Origin of the sequence: Methylobacterium sp. 174MFSha1.1 (genome assembly GCF_900116815.1) — a bacterium.
Lineage (GTDB): Bacteria > Pseudomonadota > Alphaproteobacteria > Rhizobiales > Beijerinckiaceae > Methylobacterium.
Window position 1 is genome coordinate 179,048 of record NZ_FPCB01000014.1, and the last position, 20,813, is coordinate 199,860.

Here is a 20,813-nt window from a genome sequence, read left to right on the forward strand (position 1 = left end):
GCGCTATCTTGCCTCAGGGGGAGGGCGTCCACGCGGCGAGCCGCGCGACGAGGCGGCGGGCGACCTCGTTCTTCGGCAGGCTCGGCCAGGTCTCGAGGCTGCCGTCGCGGCCGATCAGGTGGACGGAGTTGCTGTCGCCCCCCATCACGCCCGTCGCCGCCGAGACGTCGTTGGCGACGATGAGGTCGCAGCCCTTGCGGGCGATCTTGGCCCGGGCATGGGCGATGACGTCGGTGGTCTCGGCGGCGAAGCCCACCACCAGGGGCGGACGGCCTTCGGTCCGCCGGGCGACCGTCGCCAGGATGTCGGGATTCTCGGTGAGCGCGAGGGGAGGGGGGCCCTCCGGTCCCTTCTTGATCTTCTCCTCGCCGAGGCGGGCCGGGCGCCAGTCGGCGACGGCGGCGGCGAAGACCGCGATGTCGGCGGGCAGAGCCGCCTCGACCGCCGCCAGCATCTCGCGGGCGGTCTCGATCCGCACCACCGTGACGCCGGGGGGATCAGCCAAGGTGACGGGGCCCGAGACCAGGGTCACCCGGGCGCCGGCTTCGGCCGCGGCGGCCGCGATGGCGTGGCCCTGCTTGCCGGAGGAGCGATTGGCGAGGTAGCGCACGGGGTCGACCGGCTCGTGGGTCGGTCCGGAGGTCACCAGCAGGTGGCGGCCGGCGAGAGGTAGCGAGCCCTGACGCCCGTCCGCCGATGGGGTGCCCAGCAGGACCTCCACCGCGTCGGCGATCTCGTCCGGCTCGGCCATCCGGCCGGGACCGGTCTCGGCCTCGGCCATCCGGCCCACATTCGGCCCCACCACCGCGACGCCGTCGCTCGTCAGCAGCGCGAGGTTGCGCTGCGTCGCCGGATGCAGCCACATTCGCACGTTCATCGCCGGGGCGATCAGGATCGGCAGGGTGGTGGCGAGCAGCACCGTCGAGGCGAGGTCCGGCGCGTGGCCGCCGGCCATGCGGGCGAGCGTGTTGGCGGTGGCCGGCGCCACCACCACCGCGTCGGCGTCGCGGGCGAGCCTGATGTGGCCGATATCGGCCTCGTCGGCGCGGTCGAACAGGTCGGTATGGGCGCGCTGGCCGCTGAGCGAGGCGGCGGCGAGCGGGGTGATGAATTCCTGCGCGCCCTTGGTCAGCACGCAGCGCACGGACGCGCCGCGCTCGCGCAGGCGCCGGATCAGGTCGAGCGACTTGTAGGCGGCGATGCCGCCCCCGATGACGAGAAGGATCCGTCTGCCGTCGAGGGCGCCCATCCGTCTACACCGTCACCTGCGTGCCGACCTCGACCACGCGCCCGGTCGGGATCTGGAAGAAGTCCGTCGCGTCGTTGGCGTTGCGGGCGAGCGTGATGAACACCCGGTCCTGCCACAGCGGCATGCCGGATTGCGCAGCCGGTCGGATCGAGCGTCGCGACAGGAAGAACGACGTCGCCATGATGTCGAACTTGAAACCCTGCTTGCGCAGGAGCGCCAGGCCCTTCGGAATGTTCGGCGATTCCATGTAGCCGAACTTCATCACGACCTTCCAGAAATGCGGCCCCATCGGCTCGATCCGGACCCGGTCGGAATCGTTGAGGCGCGGCAGGTCGATGGTCTTGACGGTGAGCACGACGTTCTTCTCGTGCAGCACCTTGTTGTGCTTCAGGTTGTGCAGGAGCGCCGCCGGGGCGGTCTCGGGATCGCTGGTGAGGAACACCGCGGTGCCGCGGACGTGGTGCGGCGGGCTCTTCTCCAGCATCGCGACGAGCTCGGTCAGCGGTACGTCGGTCTTGCGGGTCTTGTTGAACAGGATGGTGACGCCGCGCACCCAGGTCCACATCAGCACGACGAGGCAGCCGGCGAGGATCAGCGGCATGTAGCCGCCCTCGAACACCTTGAGCAGGTTCGAGACCAGGAACAGCAATTCGACCGCGATGAACGGCACCATCGCGGCGCCGGCGGCGAGCGGCGACCACTTCCACACCCGCCACAGCACCAGGAAGGCGAGGCCGGCGGTGATCAGCATCGTGCCGGTGACGGCGATGCCGTAGGCCGAGGCGAGGGCCGAGGAGGAGCGGAACAGCACCACCAGGATCACCACGCCGAGCATCAGGAGCGTGTTGATCTGCGGCAGGTAGATCTGGCCCGAATGCGATTCCGAGGTGTGGCGGATCTCGAGGCGCGGCAGAAGGCCGAGCTGCACCGCCTGGCGCGAGAGCGAGAAGGCGCCGGTGATCACCGCCTGGCTGGCGATGACGGTGGCGGCAGTGGCGAGCAGCACCATCGGCAGCAGGCCCCATTCGGGGACGAGCTGGTAGAACGGGTCGGTGACCTCGGGGTTGGCCAGGACCAGGGCGGCCTGGCCGAGATAGTTGACCGCGAGGGCCGGGCCGACGAGGGCGATCCAGGCGGTCTGGATCGGCCGGCGGCCGAAATGGCCGAGATCGGCGAACAGGGCCTCGGCCCCGGTCACCGCCAGGAACACCGCGCCGAGGGCCACCAGCGCGCCGGTGCCGTGGCCGAGCAGGTAATGCACCGCGTGCCAGGGATTGAGCGCCCACAGCACCTGCGGCGTGCGGGCGATGTGCGGTAGGGCCGCGAGCATCAGCACCGAGAACCACACCAGCATGATCGGGCCGAAGAACGTCGCCATCTTGGCGGTGCCCCGGCTCTGGACCAGGAACAGCGGCAGGATGATCGCGATGGTGATCGGCAGGACGTAGTGGTCGAGGGCGGGGGTGACGAGCTTCAGGCCCTCCACCGCGGACAGGACCGAGATCGCCGGGGTGATGATCGCGTCGCCGTAGAACAGGGCGGCGCCGAACAGGCCGAGCATGAACACGATGTGCGAGCCGCCCAGCGCCTTGCGGGCGAGCGCCATCAGCGAGAGGATGCCGCCCTCGCCCTTGTTGTCCATCTGCAGGAGCAGGATGACATACTTGATGGTCACGATCAGCACGAGCGCCCAGAGCAGCAGCGAGACGGTGCCGAGCACCTCCTCGCCGGTCAGCACGCCGTCGGCCCGGCCGGGGCTGAGCGCCTCGCGGAAGGCGTAGAGCGGGCTCGTGCCGATATCGCCGTAGACGACGCCGACGGAGCCGAGAAACAGGGTCCAGAAGCTCGCCTTGGCGTGGCCGTGGCCCTCGGCCTCGTCGACGCTGCCGGCCTTGGTCGGCGGGCCGCCGCTCGGCGGGGTGAGGGATTCGGGCGGCGCGACGGGTCCGCCCGTGGGTGCGGCTGACTGTGTCATGTCTGTTCGGGGATGTGCCCGCGAGCGGCCGGGATGGCCGCCGAGCGCGCTGATGGGCCGGGTGGCGGGCCTGATCCTTGGGCATCTTCCGACGAAGTGGGCATCGGTTCGTCGCAGAAAATGCAGCAATTCAGAGTCAGCGGCCCGGCGCGTCCGCCGGGCCCGATTGTGGCAGGATTGTAGCACGGGCCCGGAGGGGCGCAAGGCGGGGCGCCTGTCCCTCCGTCAGCCGGCCGTCAGCCCGCGCTCATGCGTCACTCGGCGGCGCTGCGGCGACCTTGGCCGAAGCGGCGCTCGATGTAGTCGATGACGATGCCCTCGAAGTCCTTGGCGAGCGTCGGGCCGCGCAGGGTCATCGCCTTCTTGCCGTCGATGAAGACCGGGGCGGTCGGGGTCTCGCCGGTGCCGGGCAGCGAGATGCCGATATCGGCGTGCTTCGACTCGCCCGGCCCGTTGACGATGCAGCCCATCACCGCGACGTTCAGGCCCTCGACGCCCGGATAGGTCTTGCGCCACTCGGGCATCGAGGTGGTGATCCAGTTCTGGATGTCGCGGGCGAGCTCCTGGAACACCGTCGAGGTGGTGCGGCCGCAGCCCGGGCAGGCGGCGACGAGCGGCACGAAGGTGCGGAAGCCCATCGTCTGGAGCAGCTCCTGGGCCACCTTCACCTCGACGGTGCGGTCGCCGCCCGGCTCCGGGGTGAGCGAGTAGCGGATCGTGTCGCCGATGCCCTCCTGGAGCAGCACGCCGATCGCCGCGGAGGCGGCCACGATGCCCTTGGTGCCCATGCCGGCCTCGGTCAGGCCGAGATGGATGGCGTAGTCGGAGCGGCGCGCCACCTCGCGGTAGACCGCGATCAGGTCCTGCACGGCCGAGACCTTGGCGGAGAGCACGATGCGCTCCTTCGGCAGGCCGATCTCCACCGCCCGGTCGGCGGAGAGGAGGGCGGATTGCACCATCGCCTCGCGCATCACCGCGCGGGCGTCGCGGGGACGGGCCGAGTTGGCGTTCTCGTCCATCATGTGGGTGAGGAGCGCCTCGTCGAGGGAGCCCCAGTTGGCGCCGATGCGCACGGCCTTGCCGTAGCGGGCGGCCTGCTCGACGATGGTGCCGAACTGAAGGTCCTTCTTCTCCTTGAAGCCGACATTGCCCGGGTTGATCCGGTACTTCGCCAGCGCCTCGGCGCAGGCCGGATGGTCGGTGAGGAGCTTGTGGCCGATATAGTGGAAGTCGCCGACGAGCGGGACGTGGACGCCGATGCGGTCGAGCCGCTCGCGGATCTTCGGCACGGCGGACGCCGCCTCGTCGCGGTCGACGGTGATGCGCACGACCTCGGAGCCGGCGCGCGCCAGCGCGGCGACCTGCGCCACGGTGGCGTCGATGTCGGCGGTGTCGGTGTTGGTCATCGACTGCACGACGATCGGGGCGCCGCCGCCCATCACCACCGCGCCCTCGCCCTCGCCGATCCGGACGCCGACGGTGCGGTGCCGGGGGCTCGGGCCGGCGATCTCGGGAGCGGCGTCCGCCGGGGCGGTCGCGGCGAGGGCTTCCATGGCTTCCATCGGATACCTTCGGGGGTCGTTCGCTAGAGTCTTGAGGGTCGCTTCAGTCGCGGCGTGACAACCGTCTAGAGCATTTCCGGGCGTGGTGGAAATCGCTTCGTTCCGCGCATCACGGCGGCCGCGGTCGACGGCCCGCGCCGGCGGATCCCGGAATGCTGCGACATCCTTGCCAAACCCCTCCCGGGAGCGTCGCCGCCGGGATTATCCCGGCCTGCTGCACCGTCTTAGCTGAGGGTGACGATCCTACGCGTCAAGCGCGTGACGCTGGGCCATCCGGCGCGACGTTGCGGCGCACCATTTGCTTTTGCAATGCAGCACACCACATCCCGGGACATGACGGACACGACCCTACCCCAGCAAGCGGAGTCCCGCGGGGCGAACGTTCCCGACGCGGCTCACGACATCGCCGGCCTTGCCGCCTGCGGCACGCTCCCGGAGGCCCCCGGCCAGCGTCAGGCGGCCTCCGGGCCGCTCGGGCCTCAGGCGGCCTCCGGGCCGCTCGGGCGCGGCCTCGTCGGGCCCCGGGCCGAGAAGCCGATCGCGCTCGCGCTCCAGGGCGGCGGCGCCCACGGCGCCTTCACCTGGGGCGTGCTCGACGCCCTGATCGAGGACGGCCGCCTCGCCTTCGAGGCGATCACCGGGGCGAGCGCCGGCGCCATGAACGCCGTCGTGATGGTCGACGGCTGGCTGCGCGGCGGCCCAGATGGGGCGCGCGAGCGCCTGGAGGCGTTCTGGCGCGAGGTCAGCCTCGATGCCGACCTGCCGCAGGCGCAGCAGACCTTCGTCGACGGGGTGATGAGCTTCTGGAAGAAGACCCCGGTCGGGGCGTTCTGGAACGCCGTCGCCAGCCCGTACGCGACCAATCCGCTCAACATCAATCCGCTGAAGCGGGCGCTCTCCGATACGGTGGATTTCGAGGCGTTGCGCCGGGACGGGCCGGCCGACCTGTTCATCTCGGCCACCAACGTCTGGACCGGCAAGCTCGCGGTGTTCGAGCGGCCCGACCTCACGGTCGACCACGTGATGGCCTCGGCCTGCCTGCCGACGGTGTTCCAGGCGGTCGAGATCGACGGCGTGCCGCACTGGGACGGCGGCTATCTCGGCAACCCGCCGCTCTATCCCCTCTATCACGGCGCCCGCTCGTCCGACATCCTGCTCGTCCAGATCAACCCGGTCGAGCGCCGCGAGACGCCGCGCAGCCCGGCCGAGATCCGCGACCGGCTCAACGAGATCACCTTCAACGCCAATCTCTTACGCGAATTGCGGGCGATCGACTTCGTCGACGACCTGATCGGCGACGGCGTGCTTGGGCGCTCGAACGCCTACAAGCAGGTGCTGCTCCACCGCATCGACGGCAGCGGCTCGGCCCTCGACGACGCCTCGGCCTCCTCGCGCCTGCGGGCGCAGTGGCCGTTCTTCCTCCACCTGCGCGATGCCGGGCGGGATGCCGCAAAGGCGTGGCTGGCGGAGAACTACGACGCGATCGGGCGCGAGAGCACGCTGGATCTCAAGGCGATGTACGCCTGAGGCGCGACGCCTCCTGAACCCTCCCCCCTCCGCGGGGGAGGGTGGCCTGCGGAGCAGGCCGGGAGAGGGGCAGCGCGACGCCGATCCAGGTCGGCGCCCGTCAGAACGGTTCAGTCATTTTCGGAAGCGGCGTCCCCTCTCCCGACCCCTGCTGACGCAGGGGCCACCCTCCCCCGCAGAGGGGGAGGGTTTTTGCACGCGCGTCCAGCCTCTCCCTCCGTCAGACTTGACGCCCTAAAATATTAGTGCACCAATGGATGGAAAGCGCGGAGCGATCCGTGGCCGATCGAGGGCCGGCAGAGCCCAGACGGAAAACGGGGGAAACATGACGATCACACGCCGCAACGCGGTCGCGGGGCTCACGGCCGGGGCGGGGTTCGCCCTCACGGGCCGGGCCCGGGCCGAGCTGGCCCTGCCGAAATCGCCCGTCGTCGTCACGGTGGTCGACGTCGCCGGCAACCTGGCGCTGACCCAGAAGGCGATCGAGGCCTATCGCCGCGCGAAGCCCGGCATCGTCTCGCGCTTCGCCTTCACCAAGGCGCCGGCGCCGGAACTGCCCTCGAAGCTCAAGGCGCAGCAGGCCGCCGGCCGGGTCGACATCGACCTCGTGCTGACCGGCACCGACGGCATCGCCGCCGGCATCGAGCAGAAGCTCTGGGTCGATCTCAAGCCCCATGCCGGCCAGCTGCCGAAGCCCGACGACATCTACCAGCCCGCCGCGCTCCGGCTGAACGGCCTGGCGCAGGGCCAGGGCCTGTGCGTCGCCTGGTACCCGTCCGGCCCGCTGATCGAGTACATGCCCGAGCGGGTGAAGACGGTGCCGACCACCGCCGAGGAGCTTCTGGCCTGGGCGCGCCAGAACAAGGGCAAGTTCATGTATGCCCGCCCGGCCAACTCCGGCCCGGGCCGCACCTGGATCATGGGCCTGCCCTACATCCTCGGCGACAAGGACCCGACCGATCCGGACAAGGGCTGGGACAAGACCTGGGAGTACCTGCGGGCGATCGGCGAGACCGTCGACTACTACCCGGGCGGCACCTCGCAGACGATGAAGGAACTCGGCGAGGGCAGCCGCGACATCATCGTCTCGACCACCGGCTGGGACATCAACCCGCGGGTGCTCGGCGTGGTGCCGGCCGAGGCCAAGGTCGGGACGCTGAAGAACTTCCGCTGGGTCGCGGACGCCCATTACATGGCGGTGCCGAAGGGCGTGCCGGACGAGAAGCTCGCGGTCATCCTCGACCTGATGGCCTTCCTGCTCCAGCCGGCGCAGCAGGCCTACACCTACGACGAGGGCTACTTCTATCCCGGCCCCGCCGTGAAGGGCGTCACCCTCGACATGGCCCCGCCGGAGAGCCGCGCGGCGATCAAGGAGTTCGGCCGGCCGGAATACGACCGGATGATCGCCGAGCACCCGATCGAGATGCCGCTGGATCCCGACAAGCTGGTGGTGGCCTTCCGCCGCTGGGACGAGCAGGTCGGCTCCGGCAAGAAGCGATAGCACCGCGGCCGGAGCCCGAAAGAGGCGACAAAACCAAAGACCTGACGCAGGACCCGATCGCAACGCGATCGGGTCCTGCTTCGGCGGGAGGAGAGGAAGCGGATGGCACGCCATCACGAGGCGCCGCAAGACTTGCGGCTGAGCGGCTTGAGCCGCCGGTTCGGCGCGATGACCGCCCTCGACGGGCTCGACCTGACGATCCGGGGGGGCGAGTTCATCGCCCTCCTTGGGCCCTCGGGCTGCGGCAAGTCGACGGCGCTCAACTGCATCGCCGGGCTCCTGCCGCTCACCGGCGGGTCGATCCATCTCGGCGAGCGCCGCATCGACCGGCTGAAGCCGGAAGAACGCGGCTTCGGCATGGTGTTCCAGAGCTACGCGCTCTTCCCGCACATGAATGTGGCGAAGAATGTCGGCTTCGGCCTCACCATGCGGGGTGTGAAGGGGCAGGAGGCCGCGCGCCGGGTCGACGACGCGCTGGCTCTGGTGCGGCTGCAATCGCAGGCCGCCAAGCTTCCGGGCCAGATGTCCGGCGGACAGCAGCAGCGCGTCGCCATCGCCCGGGCGATCGTGATCGAGCCGCCGGTGGTGCTGATGGACGAACCGCTGTCCAACCTCGACGCCAAGCTGCGCCTGGAGATGCGGGCCGAGATCCGCCGCATCCACGACGCCATCGGCTCGACCACGATCTACGTCACCCACGACCAGGACGAGGCCCTGTCGATGGCCGACCGGATCGTGGTGATGCGCGACGGGCGCATCCGCCAGGTCGGCACGCCGGAGGATCTCTACGAGCGCCCGGCCCACCCCGACGTCGCCGACTTCATGGGCTACCGCAACCGCCTGCGCGGCCGGGCGGTCGCGGTGGACGGCGCGCGGGCCGAGGTCGAGGTCTGCGGCACCCGCCTCGCCGGGACTCTTCGCGAGAGCGTCAGCCCCGGCGCGCCCGCCGTCGCGGCGATCCGCCCGGAGGACCTGACGCCGGCCGCCGAGGGGGTGCCGGTCCGGGTCGCCAGCATCGAATATCGCGGCCGGGCCTTCTTCGGCACCGCGGTGGCGCAGGACGGGACCGAGCTGTTCTTCCGCTCCGACCGAATGGTGGCGCAAGACGAGAGCTTACGCCTCGCCGCCGCCTCGCCGCGGGTCCTGGTCTTCCCCGGGGAGGCAGCGTGACCTCGGCCTCGCTCCCCACGGCCGCCCCGACGACGCCCCGGGCCGAGACGCCGCCGCTCGCGGTGCGGCTCGCCGCCCGCGGCCTCGACGGCACCACGCTCCTCGTGCTGCCGGCGTTGCTCGCGATCCTCGGCCTGTTCGTCTATCCCTTCGCCTACGGCCTCGTGCTGTCGCTGCAGCCGAAGGCCGGGGCCTGGTGGGCGAACTACGCCCGCTTCTTCTCCGACGCGTTCCTCTACGACACCATCGGCGCCACCCTGCGCCTCGCGCTCCCCGTCACGCTGCTCAACCTGGCGCTGGCGGTGCCGATCGCGCTCCGCGTGCGGCTGATGCGGCGCCAGCGGCTCCTCACCACCATCCTGGTCCTGCCGATCACGCTGGGCACGGTACTGGTGGCCGAAGGCCTGCTCAACTTCCTCGGGCCGCAGGGCTGGTTCAACCGCTCGCTGGTCTGGCTCGGGCTGATCGGCGGCCCGCTCAAGCTCACCAACAACTACTGGGGCGTCTTCGCCTCGCTCCTCATCACCGGCTTCCCGTTCGCGTTCCTGCTGACGCTCTCCTCGGTCACCGGCATCGATCCGGCCCTGGAGCAGGCGGCGGCGACGCATGGCGCCAATGCCTGGCAGCGCTTCACGAAGGTCATCCTGCCGCTGATCCTGCCCGGCCTCGCCGTGACCTTCTGCCTGTCCTTCGTCCAGGCCTTCTCGGTGTTTCCGTCCGCGGTGCTGCTCGGTGCGCCGGCCGGCGCGACGCGGGTGATCTCGATCGCGGCCTACCAGGCGGCGTTCGAGGAATACGACTACTCGCTGGCCTCGGCGATCGCGATGATCATGGGGGCGGTCCAGCTCGCCATCGTGGGGCTGCTGCTCTGGGGCCGCACGCTCCTCTATACCGGCCCGGTCGGAGGCACCAAGGGATGATCCGCGACACCGGCCTCGGCTCCCGCCTGTGGCGGATGGCGGTGTGGTCCGTCACGCTGCTGTTCTGCCTCAACCTCCTGGCGATGATCGCCGCGGTGGTGCTCAACTCCTTCGCCACGCGCTGGCTCGGCACCTGGCTGCCCCTCGGCTTCACCACCCGCTGGTATTCCGCCGCCTGGGACGAGTTCCAGCTCGGCGACGTGCTGGTGGTGACGCTCCAGGTGGTGTTCCTGGTGGTGTTCCTGTCCGGACTCCTCGGGGTCACGGCGGCCTACGCGCTGGCGCGGCGCGACTTCCCGGGCAAGCGGCTGGTGATGCTGGTCTTCCTGCTGCCGCTGCTCGTGCCGCCGATCACCTACGGCATCCCGCTCGCCACCGTGCTCTACCAGGCGGGGCTCGCCGGTACGCTCTGGGGCGTGGTGCTCGCCAACCTCGTGCCGAGCGTGCCCTTCGTGGTGCTGGTGATGATCCCGTTCATCGAGCAGATCGATCCGCGCATCGAGGCGGCGGCCCGGGTCTTCGGTGCGGGCACGCGCCAGCTCTTCCTGCGGGTGCTGCTGCCGCTGCTCATTCCCGGCATCCTGGCGGCGCTGCTGCTGGTGCTGGTGCGCACCATCGCGATGTTCGAGCTGACCTTCCTGGTCGCCGGGCCGACGAGCCAGACGCTCGTCGTGGCACTCTACTACGCGGTCTTCGCCGCCGGGGTGCGGGCCGGGCAGTCGATCGACGCGATGGCGGTGGTCTACATGGCCGTCACGCTGGTCTGGCTGGTGATCGCCCTGCGCTTCGTCAACCCGACGCAGATCGTGGCGCGATCGAAGCAGCAGCAGGGGGCGCATTGAAGGGGGGCGACCCGAGGCTCTGTTTCGGGCCCGGCAAGGGGGCGAGGCTCCAGGCGCGAACCCGATCGGCTTGACCGTGCGAGGGCCCGGATCGGGTGGAAGGCGAACGGTCGCGAGTGTCAGAGCCTGTTTGATCGGCCCCTACAGGATCAACACCCTCCTGGTCATTCCGGGCTCCGCTACGCGGCCCCGGAATGACACAGAGATTGTCAGAACTGTCGACCAAGCCAAACAGGCTCTCATTGTCTTGTACTATGCCGAGAGCCGTCGGTCAGGGGCCGCGTGCATTCCCGTCGCGATGCCGCCGAGACTCAGGCACGCCGCTTCCGGCCCGATCGCCGCGTATCGACCTGGAACGGCGTCGGCGCCGCGGCCAGGATCGGCTTCCAGGTCGCGCTCCAGTCTTCGAGGGGAGCGGGATCGGACGTGTGGACGAGGTCGAGGAAGGCGAGCCCGACCTCGGCGGTGGCCCGCTTCACCAGGGGGTTCAGCGGCCCGCCGTTCCGCAGCGAGCGGTCGGTGAAGACGTTGTGCGGACCGCCCTGGAACACGACCAGGGCCTTCCGGGGAGTCGGGATCGCCGCGTAGACGTCGATGCGGTCCTGGACGGGCGAATAGCGGCCCGGGATGCGGATCGTGTCCTCCGTCGTGGTGATGTGGAGCGTGGGGACGTCGACCGACGCGAGGACCGCCGCGAGGTCGGTCTCGCCGTAGAAGGGCGGCGCCGAGATCACGATGCTCGCCGTGAAACGCGGGTCCCGGAAGCCCAGGGGCTGCCCGTCGCGGATCACCTGCGCGCCGGTGAGGAGCAAGGTGGTGTTCGCCCCGAAGGAGTGCCCGGCCGCGACGATGCGCCTGCGGTCGATGGCGGCCTGGAACGGGCTGTCGCGCCGCAGCAGGCGGTCGAGGCCGAAGCTCACGTCCCGCGTCCGCGCGATGGCCTCGCGCTCGTCCGCCGCGCCGCCGAGGCGGTCGAGGAGCATCAGGGGGTTGCCCTGCCACAGCGTCTCGTCGCTGCCGACGTGCTGGATGTGCAGGCTGGCGACCCCGCGTGCCGACCATCCCTCGCCGAGGTAGCTGTAGCTCTTCCGGGAGCCGCCGAGGCCATGGGAGAAGACGACCAGCGGAACCGGACCCGTCCGGGTCGAGGCGGCCGGCCAGTAGAGCCGGGCCGGCACCACACGGTCGCGGGCCGTGTCGACCCACTCGAAGTCGATCACCTGAGCCTCGTCGGACGCCGGCAAAGCCAGGGCCGTCCGGCCTGGGAGCAGGCTTCCGGCACCGGCCGTCAGCACCATGGCGCCGAAGCGGCGGCGGTCGAGGCCGCGGGCGGCCGCCCCGGTGGCGGTGATCGGCCGGGATGGAGTGGCGTCGGAGATGGTCATCGATGTCTCGCAGGAGCCCGGCTGTCGGATCGCACCGGCCAGAACCGTGCGGCTACGGTTTGACGCCGGCGGGTCCGGTCGTCTGTGTTCCCTCGCACGGTCACGGGACGGGATCGCGGTCCCTTGCGGACAGTCGAGACGCTGCCGTCGAAGGTCCGGATGGGGGCAAGAGCAGCCCCCCGTCGCCGGAGCCGGTCGGGCGCCGACCCGGGCGGCCGATCTTCTCATTCCCGGAACCGCCACACCCCCGTCCGCTTGATCTCGGCATCCTCCAGCGCCCGGGTCACCGGCACCGCGTAGGTCGCGAGAGACTCCAGCCGGTCCTTCGGCAGGTAGGCGCGGCCGGGATCGCCGAGCAGCACCCGGGCGCCGCGGGCGTGCAGAGTGGCCAGCCAGTCGCCGACCCGGGCGGCGAGGTCGCGCTCGTAGAAGATGTCGGCGGCGAGCACGCAATCCCAGCCCTCGTCGCGGCCGATCAGGTCGGCCCCCTTCGCGGTGATGCGCCCTGCGACGCCGTTCTCGGCCGCGTTGAGGCCGATCGCCGCGAGAGCGAAGGGATCGAGATCGCTCGCCTCGACCGAGGCCGCCCCCGCCATCGCCGCCGCGATGGCGACGAGGCCGGAGCCGGAGGCGAAGTCGAGCACCCGGGCCCCCGCGACCGTCTCGGGATTCTCCAGAACGTAGGCGGCGAGCGCCTGGCCCCCGGCCCAGGCGAAGGCCCAGAACGGCGGCGGCAGGCCGATCTCGCCGAGTTCCTCCTCGGTGCGGCCCCACAGCTCCGTCGCCTCGTCGGCGACGTGCAGGCGGATCGCGGGCGCGTGCGGCACCGGGCGCAAAGCGGTATGGGCGCGGACGAAGTCGACCGGATCCATCAGGCGAGCTCCGCGTAGAGCCGCAGGAGGCGGGCCGTCACCGCGGCCTCGGTGAAGCCGCCGGTGATGATCCGGGCCCGGGCGGCCGCCCCCATCCGGGCGACGAGGGCGGGATCGGCGGACAGCCGCACCATTGCGGCGGCGAGGGCCTCGGGATCGTCCGGCGGCACGACCAGCCCCTCGATCCCGTCCCGCACCAGGGTCCGGCAGCCCGGCACGTCGGTGGTGAGGATCGCCCGGCCGCTCGCCGCCGCCTCCAGGAGCGCCCGCGGCAGACCTTCGCCGCCGCGGGACGGCAGGCAGGCGACCTGGGCCCGGGCGAGGGCGCCGGCGACGTCGTCGGTGGGGCCGTGCCAGACGATCCCGTCGCGCGACCACTCGCGCAAAGTGGCTTCGGGAATCGCGCGGCGGTTCGAGGGATCGGGCGCGCCGTGGAGAGCGAGGTCGAGGTTCGCGCCCTCGGCCCGGGCGAGGCGGGCCGCTTCCACGGCCGTGTCGATGCCCTTCGACCACAGCATCCGGGCGGTGAGGGCGATCCGCAAAGGCGGCTGCGGCGGCAGGGCGCTCGGCATCCAGGCCTCCGGATCGATGCCGGCACCGCCGACCACCGCGACCGTCGGGCCGTCCGGATCGAGGCCGAGGAGCCGCGCGTCGTCCGGGTTCTCGAACAGGTAGCGGGTGCGGGCGGTCTCGAGCGGACCGCGGATCAGGAGCCGCAGGGCGGTGCGGGCGAGGCGCCCCGTCCGGTCCTGGCGGGCGCCGATCAGCCCGAGGCCGGTGAGCGCGTAGACCCGCGACGGGATGCCGGCGAGCAGGGCCGCCGTCCCGCCGATCAGGATGCCGCGCAGCGCGATGCAGTGGACGATGTCGGCCTTGAGCTCCTTCAGGATCCCCGCGAGCTGGCCTGCGGCGTAGCCCGCCGCCATCGGGTTGAGGCTCGACCGCTCGGCCTCGAGCGCCACCACCCGGGCGCCGGTGGCGGCGATGGCCTCGCGATGCGCGCGCACCCGGGTGACGACCGAGACGGCGTGGCCGGCCGCCACCGCGGCACGGGCCATCGGCAGGAAGTGCGAGGCGAAGAACCAGTCCTCGGTGACCACGAAGGCGACGTGCGGCCGTCGTCCCTCTCCGCCCGCGTCCTGTGGCTGCACCGTCGTCTCTCCCGCTCACGATCCCGCCCTCCCTACAGCCTGGCGCGGCGCCGGGATACCGCCGGGCCATACTCCGCGCCGGTAGGAACCGGGATGGGCTCGCGCCGGTTGAGGTCGACCGGAACCCGTGAGGTCGAAAAGCCCATGCTGTCGGATCCCGAGATGGCGGAATCGGCCGCCGAGGATCGCGTCGACACCCGCGACGCCGCCCGCGAGGCAGGCCTTCGCTACGTCAGCGACGAGGAGCCGGGTTACCGCCGCAAGCGCAACGGCCGCGGCTTCGCCTATGTCGACGGCACGGGCGCGAAGGTGCGCGACGCCAAGGCGCTGGCGCGGATCAGATCACTCGCGATCCCGCCGGCCTATACCGACGTGTGGATCTGCCGCCACGCCAACGGCCACATTCAGGCCACTGGGCGCGACGCCCGCGGCCGCAAGCAGTACCGCTACCACCCGGAGTTCCGCCAGGCCCGGGAGAGCACCAAGTTCGCCCACATGATGACCTTCGCCGAGGTGCTGCCGGGTCTCCGCGCGACGGTTCAAGAGCATATGGGCCGGCGCGGGCTGCCGCGCGAGAAGGTGCTGGCGACGGTGGTGCACCTGCTCGAGACCACCCTGATCCGGGTCGGCAACGACGATTACGCCAAGCAGAACAAGAGCTACGGCCTCACCACCCTGCGCGACCCGCACGTGACGATCGAGGGCAGGGAGCTGAGGTTCCGCTTCAAGGGCAAGAGCAACAAGGTCTGGGAGCTCGCGGTCCACGATCGCCGGGTGGCGAAGATCGTCAAGGCCTGCCAGGACCTGCCGGGCCAGGAGCTGTTCCAGTACCTCGACGAGGACGGCGCGCAGCGCGACGTGACCTCGGCCGACGTGAACGCGTACCTGCGCGAGATCACCGGCCGCGACATCACCGCCAAGGATTTTCGCACCTGGTCCGGCACGGTGCTGGCCGCCATGGCCCTGCGCGAGTTCGAGGCCTTCGACAGCGATGCCAAGGCCAAGCGCAACGTCCGGGAGGCGATCGAGCGGGTGGCCGAGCGGCTCGGCAACACGCCGACGATCTGCCGCAAGTGCTACATCCACCCGGAGATCCTGGGCTGCTACCTCGAGGGCGAGCTGCTGCTCCAGGTCAAGGACGAGGTCGAAGCGGCGTTGCGCGACGACATCGCGTCCTTGCGGCCGGAGGAGACGGCGGTGCTCGGCCTGCTCCGGGGCCGTCTCGCCAAGGTCGAGCAGGCGGCGAAGACCGCGGCCGGGTCCCTCAAGGGACGCGAGGCGGGGGCGGAGCCAGGCAAGAAGCGCTCGGTCAAGGAGGGATCCTCCCCGGGCGGATCGACGCGATCCGGCAAGGCGCGCTCCGATAAGTCGCGATCAGGCCGGACGGCGGCGCGCAAGGCAGCCTGATCCGGTCGATGCGGGGCGGTTCCAAGAGACCGTAGAGCAAGGGACCGTAGAGACGGTCCCGGAGGAGGACCGTCCGATCCCGCGTCGTCCCTCAATGGGGGACGACGCGGTGCGCCTCGTGGTTGATGCGCCGCAGCGGCCGGGCCTCGCCTTCGAGCACCGGCGCCAGGCCGATCTGCCGGGCGAGCTGCACGAGGTCCTTGAGCCGTCCGGTCTTGGTCTTGCGGCGCAGGTTGAGCCGGTGGGTCTCGACCGTGCGCACGCTCACCGTGAGGCGGCGCGCCACCTCCTTGTTGCTGAAGCCGGCGGAGAGGAAGCGCAGCACCTCGGCCTCCCGCGGGGTGAGCCCCAGGCTCTCGGCCACCGCTTCGGGGTCCTGGGTCTCGGTCTCGCCCTCGTGCAGCGGCAGGTCGTGGGCGAGCGCCAGGATCGTCGTGCAGATGTCGCGCGGCGCCGCGCAGCGGGCCACGAAGGCGTCGGCCCCCGCGGCCGCGTACCGGCCGATCTCGGCCGCGTCGGCGGCCTGGAACGCCACCAGGATCCGGACGTCCGGCGCCCGCTCGCGCAAGGACGCCACCGCCGCCGGATCGTATTCGGGCGCGAAGGCGAGGACGACGCAAGTCGAGCCGGACTCCCGCAGCTCCTCCTCGCCCACCGTCCGCAAGGTCGGGGTGTGTTCCAGCGTCGCCCGGAAGGCGGTGCCGAGATCCGACGGCTCGTTGATGATCAGAACCTTCACGGCGTCACTCATGCCGCTTGCCCTCCGTCCCAGCGCGATACAGGCGCGGTGCCTACGCAGGAGACTGATCAAGCTCCGTTCCACTTCGGCGGCGGCGGGCCGGTCCCGTCCGGTCGCGGGGCTTTGCAAGGGCGTTCCCGAGGGGAGAAGTGCCTAGGTAGACCGACTCCGCGGCAGGATGTCGCGAATCCCGGGGTTCGGGGCGCCGCGCGGGGCTGCGGCAGGGCCCGGGCGTCCGGTCCAGTTTGGAACGCGGGCCTCGGTACTTTCCCGCATTGGGTCAGGCCGGGACGGCCCGCTCCAGGAACAGGCTGACCGGGAGCGCGCGGTAGGGCGGGAACGGCCCGCGGGGCGTGAAGCCCGCCCGGCGGTAGAGCGCCCGGGCCTCCTCGTTGCGGATGCCCACTTCAAGCACGATCGTCCGGGCGCCGAGCCGCCGCGCCTGCGCCTCGGCCCCTTGCACGAGCGCGAGCCCGACGCCGCGCCCGCGCGCCTGCGCGGCGACGATCAGGCGCTTCAGCTCGACCATCCCGTCGCCGCGCTCGATCACCGCGCAGAGGCCGAAAGCCGTGCCGTCGCCGCGCGCGACGAGGAGGTGGGTTCCCGGTACCGCCAGGCTCTCGGGCGCGATCGGGCGGCGCGGCGCGTCCGGATAGAGCCGCGCCGCCACGGCATCCGCCAACGACAGCAGCGCCGACACGTCGTCCTGCAGGGGTGTCTCGACCCGGATGGTCACGGCCGCCTTCATGACGGAAGGGTAGCCGAGTCCGGCCGCGGCCGGAACGGTCCGATTGTCCGATCAGCCGGGCTCCCCGACCTTCAGCACGGTCTGGCGGAACGGGCCGCCCTGCGCCGCCGCGTGGGCGACCGCCGCATTCGCCTCCTCGAGCGCGAACGCCGTCACGGCGTACTCCTCCAGGCGCAGCAGCCCGGCGCGGACGAGCCCGGCCATCCGCCCGACTGCGTCCGGCGGGTACATCCATTTCCCTCGCACCGTGACGTCGTTGCGCATGATCCACGGATAGGGCAGCGCCAGGTCGTCCCCGCCGAGCATCCCGACGCCGCCCATCAGCACCACCCGCCCGTAGGGGCGCACGCTCATCACCGCCGCCCGCGCCACCGTCGCGGCGGCCGAGGGCGGCAGGATGTCGAGCACGCAATCGATCGGGCCGGGCGCCGCTTCCATCATGCGGGCGCGGTCCGCCGCCTCGTCGCCGGTCAGCGTCACCGGGCGGATCCGGGCGCCGAAGCGCCGGACGAGATCGGCGAGGACCCGCTCGTTGCGGCCCGGGGCGACCACGCAGGCCGCCCCCATGGCGAGGCCGGCCGCGACGGCGGCGCTGCCGAAATGGCCGGTCGCGCCGCTCACCAGCAGGGTCTCGCCGGCCCGGAGGTTCGCCGCCAGGAGGCCGCCATAGGGAACCAGCAGGGTGTTGAGCGCGCACCAATGCCCGGCCTGCGCCTCGGCGATCGGACCGATGCGGATCGCGTTCTCGGTCGGCACCCGCACCCGCTCGGCGAAGGCGCCGTCCCGGTGGTAGGCCTGGAGCCTCTGCCCGCCCTCGCCCCGGGCGCTCCAGCCCTGGAGCACGATGTCCGGCATGGCGGCGTCGTCGCGCGAGCGCACGGTCGGGTCGCAGAACACCCAGTCGCCGACCGCGAGCTTCGTCGCGTCGGGACCGATCGCGCGCACCCGGCCGACCGCCCCGCAGCCGGGAATGACCGGCGCCGGCAGCAGGTAGCGGCGCGCGCCGGACAGGACCTCGCCGGTATAGGGCAGCACCGGGGCGGCCGCGACGTCGACGATCACCTCGCCCGTCCCGATCACCGGGTCCGGCACCTCCTCGACGACCAGCGGCGACCCGAACGCCTTGAGCACGGCAGCCTTCATCTCTTCGCCTCCTCTATCGGATGCGCGGAGGATGGCGCCTGGGACGGGGGCTGGAAGGCCTGGTATTATCCTGGGATCGAGGAGACCCACCGTCGCACGGGAGGTACGGGTGAGCGATCCCCGGCAGAAGGCGTTCGGCGACTTCCTGCGCTCGCGCCGCGAGCAGCTCGATCCGGCCCGCCTGGCGATCCCGTCCCTGCGGCGGCGGCGGACCCCGGGGCTGCGCCGCGAGGAGGTCGCCGAGCGGGCCGGTATCGGCATCGACTGGTACGTGCGCCTGGAGCAGGGACGCGACGTCGGCCCGTCGGCCGCCACGATCGACGCCCTCGCCCGGGCTTTGTGCCTGAGCGAGGCCGAGCACGCGCATCTGCGCGCCCTCGCCCGCCGCGGCCGGCCGTCGGCCTTCATGCGCGAGGCGGTGCCGCCGACGATCGCCCGCCTCGTCCGCGACCTGCCGCAGCCGGCCTACGTCACCGGCCGGCGCTGGGATCTGCTGGCCTGGAACCGAGCCGCCGCGGACCTGTTCGGCTTCGACGACCTCGCCGAGGGGGAGCGCAACATCCTCCACTTCGTCCTGACCGACGCCCGGGCGCGGGCCCTGTTCGGGCCGGCCTGGGCGCAGGAGGCGCAGCGCATGGTGGCGCAGTTCCGCGCCGTCCACGACCTCTCGGCGGCCGACCCGGCCTTCCTCGATCTCCTCGGCCGCCTCACCGAGGGCTGCCCGCTCTTCCCCGGGTGGTGGGGCGCGCACGAGGTGCGCGGCGGGGGCGGCGGGTGCAAGGTGCTGCACCATCCGGAGCGCGGCCGGCTCGTCTTCGACTACGCGACCTTCCAGGCGACCGGCGATCCCGCGCTCAAGCTCGCGATCTACGGGGCTGCGGAGTCCTGAGGTGATGCAGCCCCGAGGCTAACCCGCCCGCGCCAGGATCAGGTCGGTGGCGGCCGAGACGACCCGGTTGCGGCCCGTGCTCTTGGCCTCGTAGAGGGCGATGTCGGCGCGTTTGAGCAGGCCGCCGACGGTCTCGCCCTCGGACCAGGTGCTGACGCCGAAGCTCGCGGTGAGCTGCACCGGGCCGCGCTGTCCCTTGAAGCGCAGCTGCGTGCAGCGCAGCCGCAGGCGCCCGGCGGCGGCCTCGGCCTCCTCCAGGGTGCGCCCGGGGAGCGCCAGGGCGAATTCCTCGCCGCCGATGCGCCCGGCGATGCCGCCGGCCTCGGTCAGCAGCTCGCCGGCGACGCCCCGGATCGCCGTGTCGCCGACATCGTGGCCGTGCTGGTCGTTGATGGCCTTGAAGTGGTCGATGTCGACGAGGATCATCGACAGCCGTCCGTGGGCGCCGGCCCGGTCGGCGACGTCGCCGACCCGCTGCAGGAAGGCGCGGCGGTTGAGGAGCCCGGTCAGCGAATCGGCCTCGGCCAGCCGGATCAGCTCGCGCTGCATCCCGGTCATCCGCTCGGCCGCCCGCAGGCGGGCATAGAGCTCCTCCGGGCCCGGCGGCTTGTCGATGAAGTCGTCCGAGCCGCTGTCCAGCGCCTCCGCCAGGTTGCGGGCGTTGCGGGCCGACGACATGGTGATGATGTAGAGCGGCCGGTGCGCATCCGCGAGGAGCCGGGCCGACCAGCACAGTTCGAGGCCGCTCAGGGGCCGGACCTCGAGGCTGGTGATCATCGCGGTGACCGACGCGTTGTCGGTGATGAAATCGAGGGCTTCGCGCGAATCCGTGAACGTGTCCACACTGTGCCCGCGGGGGGTCAGGAGCCCGCTGATGACCTTGAGCACCACCCGGCTCGGATCGACGACGACGATGTGCATGGCGCCCCCCGGCAGGAGGACCAACTCCCGCTTCCCGCGACGAGGTTGCGCGCGAAGGTTTAACGCCGCCTCAAGGCGCGGCGCGCTTCCGCGGAGCTTACGGTGATGCCGGAGAAGACCGTGCCGACCACGCCGGACGGGCGCTACATCGTGGTGCGCGGGCGGCTCTGGCGCCGCTCCGATCCGGGCCTGCCGAAGGCCCGGCGCGAGGCCCTGGTGCAGGACCTGATGCGGGCCCGCCGGGCCGTGCGCGCGGCGAAAGGGGAGGGCGGGGCTGCGCTCGCCGCGGCGCGCGCGGCGGTCGACGCGGCCAAGCACGGCCTGGGCGAGCGCGGCCCGCCCTGGTGGACCGACGGGGCGCCGGACTTCAACCGGCACCTCGCCCGCAACACGCCGTATGCCGAGTGGTTCGCCGGGCTGGAGGAGGGATGATCAGGCGGAACCCGATACGATCGTTCCCGACGACGGCCTCACCCTCCGCGTCATCCCGGGTTCTCGCCTGCGGCGAGCCCCGGGATGTTGGGGTGGACGGCCCCCGCCGGCATCATAAGTGCCAGGTTGAGGTCGTCTGACACCCAACCGAGGAGACCGTCCGTGACGCAGATTAGCATCATCGGCCTGGACATCGCCAAGTCCGTCTTCCAGTTCGAGGCCCAGGACGCGCAGGGCGCCGTGGTGAGCACCGAGCGCGTCTCGCGCGACAAGCTGCTGCCGGCGCTCAAGAAGATCCCCGCCACCATCGTGGCGATGGAGGCCTGCGCCACCGCCCATCACTGGGCGCGCCAGATCCGGGCTCTGGGCCACGAGGTGCG

Annotated in this window: 18 protein-coding genes and 1 pseudogene; 9 read left to right on the forward strand and 10 right to left on the reverse strand. The window is 71.7% G+C overall.

Annotated elements, in window-relative coordinates:
* Positions 1–13: 13 nt before the first annotated feature.
* The 3 genes from coaBC to ispG form a co-directional block, all read right to left on the reverse strand.
* Entirely contained in the window at positions 14–1,249 is a 1,236-nt protein-coding gene (gene coaBC / locus BM430_RS13695; protein WP_093567813.1) for a bifunctional phosphopantothenoylcysteine decarboxylase/phosphopantothenate--cysteine ligase CoaBC, read from the reverse strand.
* A gap of 4 nt (positions 1,250–1,253) precedes the next feature.
* Positions 1,254–3,224 carry a potassium transporter Kup gene (locus BM430_RS13700; RefSeq protein ID WP_093567814.1) on the reverse strand — a complete coding sequence of 657 codons (1,971 nt, stop codon included), beginning with the start codon at positions 3,222–3,224 and terminating at the stop codon, positions 1,254–1,256.
* A gap of 254 nt (positions 3,225–3,478) precedes the next feature.
* Entirely contained in the window at positions 3,479–4,786 is a 1,308-nt protein-coding gene (gene ispG / locus BM430_RS13705; protein ID WP_093567815.1) for a flavodoxin-dependent (E)-4-hydroxy-3-methylbut-2-enyl-diphosphate synthase, read from the reverse strand.
* Positions 4,787–5,119: 333 nt separating this feature from the next.
* On the opposite strand from ispG, the gene BM430_RS13710 reads away from it, so the two are divergent.
* The 5 genes from BM430_RS13710 to BM430_RS13735 all read left to right on the forward strand — a co-directional run bounded on the left by BM430_RS13710 (position 5,120) and on the right by BM430_RS13735 (position 10,746).
* Positions 5,120–6,313 carry a patatin-like phospholipase family protein gene (locus BM430_RS13710; RefSeq protein ID WP_177303041.1) on the forward strand — a complete coding sequence of 398 codons (1,194 nt, stop codon included), beginning with the start codon at positions 5,120–5,122 and terminating at the stop codon, positions 6,311–6,313.
* A 325-nt stretch (positions 6,314–6,638) separates the two neighbouring features.
* Complete coding sequence (locus BM430_RS13720; RefSeq protein WP_093567817.1) at positions 6,639–7,814, forward strand: ABC transporter substrate-binding protein; 1,176 nt, start codon at positions 6,639–6,641, stop codon at positions 7,812–7,814.
* A gap of 102 nt (positions 7,815–7,916) precedes the next feature.
* A complete protein-coding gene (locus BM430_RS13725; protein WP_093567818.1) occupies positions 7,917–8,984 on the forward strand; it encodes an ABC transporter ATP-binding protein in 1,068 nt (355 codons plus the stop codon).
* Positions 8,985–9,046: 62 nt separating this feature from the next.
* Positions 9,047–9,904, forward strand: a complete 858-nt coding sequence (locus tag BM430_RS13730) for an ABC transporter permease (protein WP_093567837.1) — start codon at positions 9,047–9,049, stop codon at positions 9,902–9,904.
* Positions 9,901–10,746, forward strand: a complete 846-nt coding sequence (locus BM430_RS13735) for an ABC transporter permease (RefSeq protein WP_093567819.1) — start codon at positions 9,901–9,903, stop codon at positions 10,744–10,746. Before BM430_RS13730 ends, BM430_RS13735 begins: the two co-directional genes overlap by 4 nt.
* Before the next feature lie 311 nt (positions 10,747–11,057).
* On the opposite strand, the gene BM430_RS13740 is transcribed toward BM430_RS13735, so the two are convergent.
* The 3 genes from BM430_RS13740 to BM430_RS13750 all read right to left on the reverse strand — a co-directional run bounded on the left by BM430_RS13740 (position 11,058) and on the right by BM430_RS13750 (position 14,154).
* On the reverse strand, positions 11,058–12,131 hold the full coding sequence (locus BM430_RS13740) for an alpha/beta hydrolase family protein (RefSeq protein ID WP_244539484.1): 1,074 nt from the start codon (positions 12,129–12,131) through the stop codon (positions 11,058–11,060).
* Positions 12,132–12,355: 224 nt separating this feature from the next.
* Positions 12,356–13,003 (reverse strand): class I SAM-dependent methyltransferase, encoded by a 648-nt coding sequence (locus BM430_RS13745; protein WP_093567820.1) that lies wholly within the window; start codon positions 13,001–13,003, stop codon positions 12,356–12,358.
* The gene (locus BM430_RS13750) at positions 13,003–14,154 is read right to left on the reverse strand and encodes a glycosyltransferase (protein ID WP_244539485.1); all 1,152 of its coding nucleotides are present in this window, start codon (positions 14,152–14,154) and stop codon (positions 13,003–13,005) included. The genes BM430_RS13745 and BM430_RS13750 overlap by 1 nt, the downstream gene beginning before the upstream one ends.
* A 144-nt stretch (positions 14,155–14,298) precedes the next feature.
* Here BM430_RS13750 and BM430_RS13755 point away from each other — a divergent pair, with 144 nt between their 5' ends.
* A complete protein-coding gene (locus BM430_RS13755) occupies positions 14,299–15,561 on the forward strand; it encodes a DNA topoisomerase IB (RefSeq protein ID WP_093567821.1) in 1,263 nt (420 codons plus the stop codon).
* Positions 15,562–15,652: 91 nt separating this feature from the next.
* Here BM430_RS13755 and BM430_RS13760 read toward each other — a convergent pair whose 3' ends face one another.
* The 3 genes from BM430_RS13760 to BM430_RS13770 form a co-directional block, all read right to left on the reverse strand.
* Complete coding sequence (locus BM430_RS13760; RefSeq protein ID WP_093567822.1) at positions 15,653–16,312, reverse strand: LuxR C-terminal-related transcriptional regulator; 660 nt, start codon at positions 16,310–16,312, stop codon at positions 15,653–15,655.
* A 268-nt stretch (positions 16,313–16,580) separates the two neighbouring features.
* Complete coding sequence (locus BM430_RS13765; RefSeq protein ID WP_093567823.1) at positions 16,581–17,048, reverse strand: GNAT family N-acetyltransferase; 468 nt, start codon at positions 17,046–17,048, stop codon at positions 16,581–16,583.
* A 51-nt stretch (positions 17,049–17,099) separates the two neighbouring features.
* Entirely contained in the window at positions 17,100–18,191 is a 1,092-nt protein-coding gene (locus BM430_RS13770) for a quinone oxidoreductase family protein (protein WP_093567824.1), read from the reverse strand.
* 109 nt (positions 18,192–18,300) lie between these two features.
* Between BM430_RS13770 and BM430_RS13775 the strand changes: the two genes are divergently transcribed.
* A complete protein-coding gene (locus BM430_RS13775; protein ID WP_093567825.1) occupies positions 18,301–19,080 on the forward strand; it encodes a helix-turn-helix transcriptional regulator in 780 nt (259 codons plus the stop codon).
* An 18-nt stretch (positions 19,081–19,098) separates the two neighbouring features.
* On the opposite strand, the gene BM430_RS13780 is transcribed toward BM430_RS13775, so the two are convergent.
* Positions 19,099–20,001 carry a GGDEF domain-containing response regulator gene (locus BM430_RS13780; protein ID WP_093567839.1) on the reverse strand — a complete coding sequence of 301 codons (903 nt, stop codon included), beginning with the start codon at positions 19,999–20,001 and terminating at the stop codon, positions 19,099–19,101.
* Between the two features lie 105 nt (positions 20,002–20,106).
* On the opposite strand from BM430_RS13780, the gene BM430_RS13785 reads away from it, so the two are divergent.
* Both BM430_RS13785 and BM430_RS13790 read left to right on the forward strand, forming a co-directional pair.
* On the forward strand, positions 20,107–20,433 hold the full coding sequence (locus BM430_RS13785) for a hypothetical protein (RefSeq protein ID WP_093567826.1): 327 nt from the start codon (positions 20,107–20,109) through the stop codon (positions 20,431–20,433).
* 162 nt (positions 20,434–20,595) lie between these two features.
* A pseudogene (locus BM430_RS13790) lies at positions 20,596–20,813 on the forward strand (IS110 family transposase); the annotation flags it as partial.

Bases quoted from the DNA above. Each gene is read 5' to 3' on its own strand.
- BM430_RS13760 (WP_093567822.1), bottom strand. From the start codon at position 16,312: ATGAGTGACGCCGTGAAGGTTCTGATCATCAACGAGCCGTCGGATCTC.
- ispG (WP_093567815.1), bottom strand. From the start codon at position 4,786: ATGGAAGCCATGGAAGCCCTCGCCGCGACCGCCCCGGCGGACGCCGCT.
- BM430_RS13770 (WP_093567824.1), bottom strand. From the start codon at position 18,191: ATGAAGGCTGCCGTGCTCAAGGCGTTCGGGTCGCCGCTGGTCGTCGAG.
- BM430_RS13735 (WP_093567819.1), top strand. From the start codon at position 9,901: ATGATCCGCGACACCGGCCTCGGCTCCCGCCTGTGGCGGATGGCGGTG.
- BM430_RS13780 (WP_093567839.1), bottom strand. From the start codon at position 20,001: ATGCACATCGTCGTCGTCGATCCGAGCCGGGTGGTGCTCAAGGTCATC.
- BM430_RS13720 (WP_093567817.1), top strand. From the start codon at position 6,639: ATGACGATCACACGCCGCAACGCGGTCGCGGGGCTCACGGCCGGGGCG.
- BM430_RS13710 (WP_177303041.1), top strand. From the start codon at position 5,120: ATGACGGACACGACCCTACCCCAGCAAGCGGAGTCCCGCGGGGCGAAC.
- coaBC (WP_093567813.1), bottom strand. From the start codon at position 1,249: ATGGGCGCCCTCGACGGCAGACGGATCCTTCTCGTCATCGGGGGCGGC.
- BM430_RS13745 (WP_093567820.1), bottom strand. From the start codon at position 13,003: ATGGATCCGGTCGACTTCGTCCGCGCCCATACCGCTTTGCGCCCGGTG.
- BM430_RS13755 (WP_093567821.1), top strand. From the start codon at position 14,299: ATGCTGTCGGATCCCGAGATGGCGGAATCGGCCGCCGAGGATCGCGTC.
- BM430_RS13700 (WP_093567814.1), bottom strand. From the start codon at position 3,224: ATGACACAGTCAGCCGCACCCACGGGCGGACCCGTCGCGCCGCCCGAA.
- BM430_RS13765 (WP_093567823.1), bottom strand. From the start codon at position 17,048: ATGAAGGCGGCCGTGACCATCCGGGTCGAGACACCCCTGCAGGACGAC.
- BM430_RS13725 (WP_093567818.1), top strand. From the start codon at position 7,917: ATGGCACGCCATCACGAGGCGCCGCAAGACTTGCGGCTGAGCGGCTTG.
- BM430_RS13740 (WP_244539484.1), bottom strand. From the start codon at position 12,131: ATGACCATCTCCGACGCCACTCCATCCCGGCCGATCACCGCCACCGGG.
- BM430_RS13785 (WP_093567826.1), top strand. From the start codon at position 20,107: ATGCCGGAGAAGACCGTGCCGACCACGCCGGACGGGCGCTACATCGTG.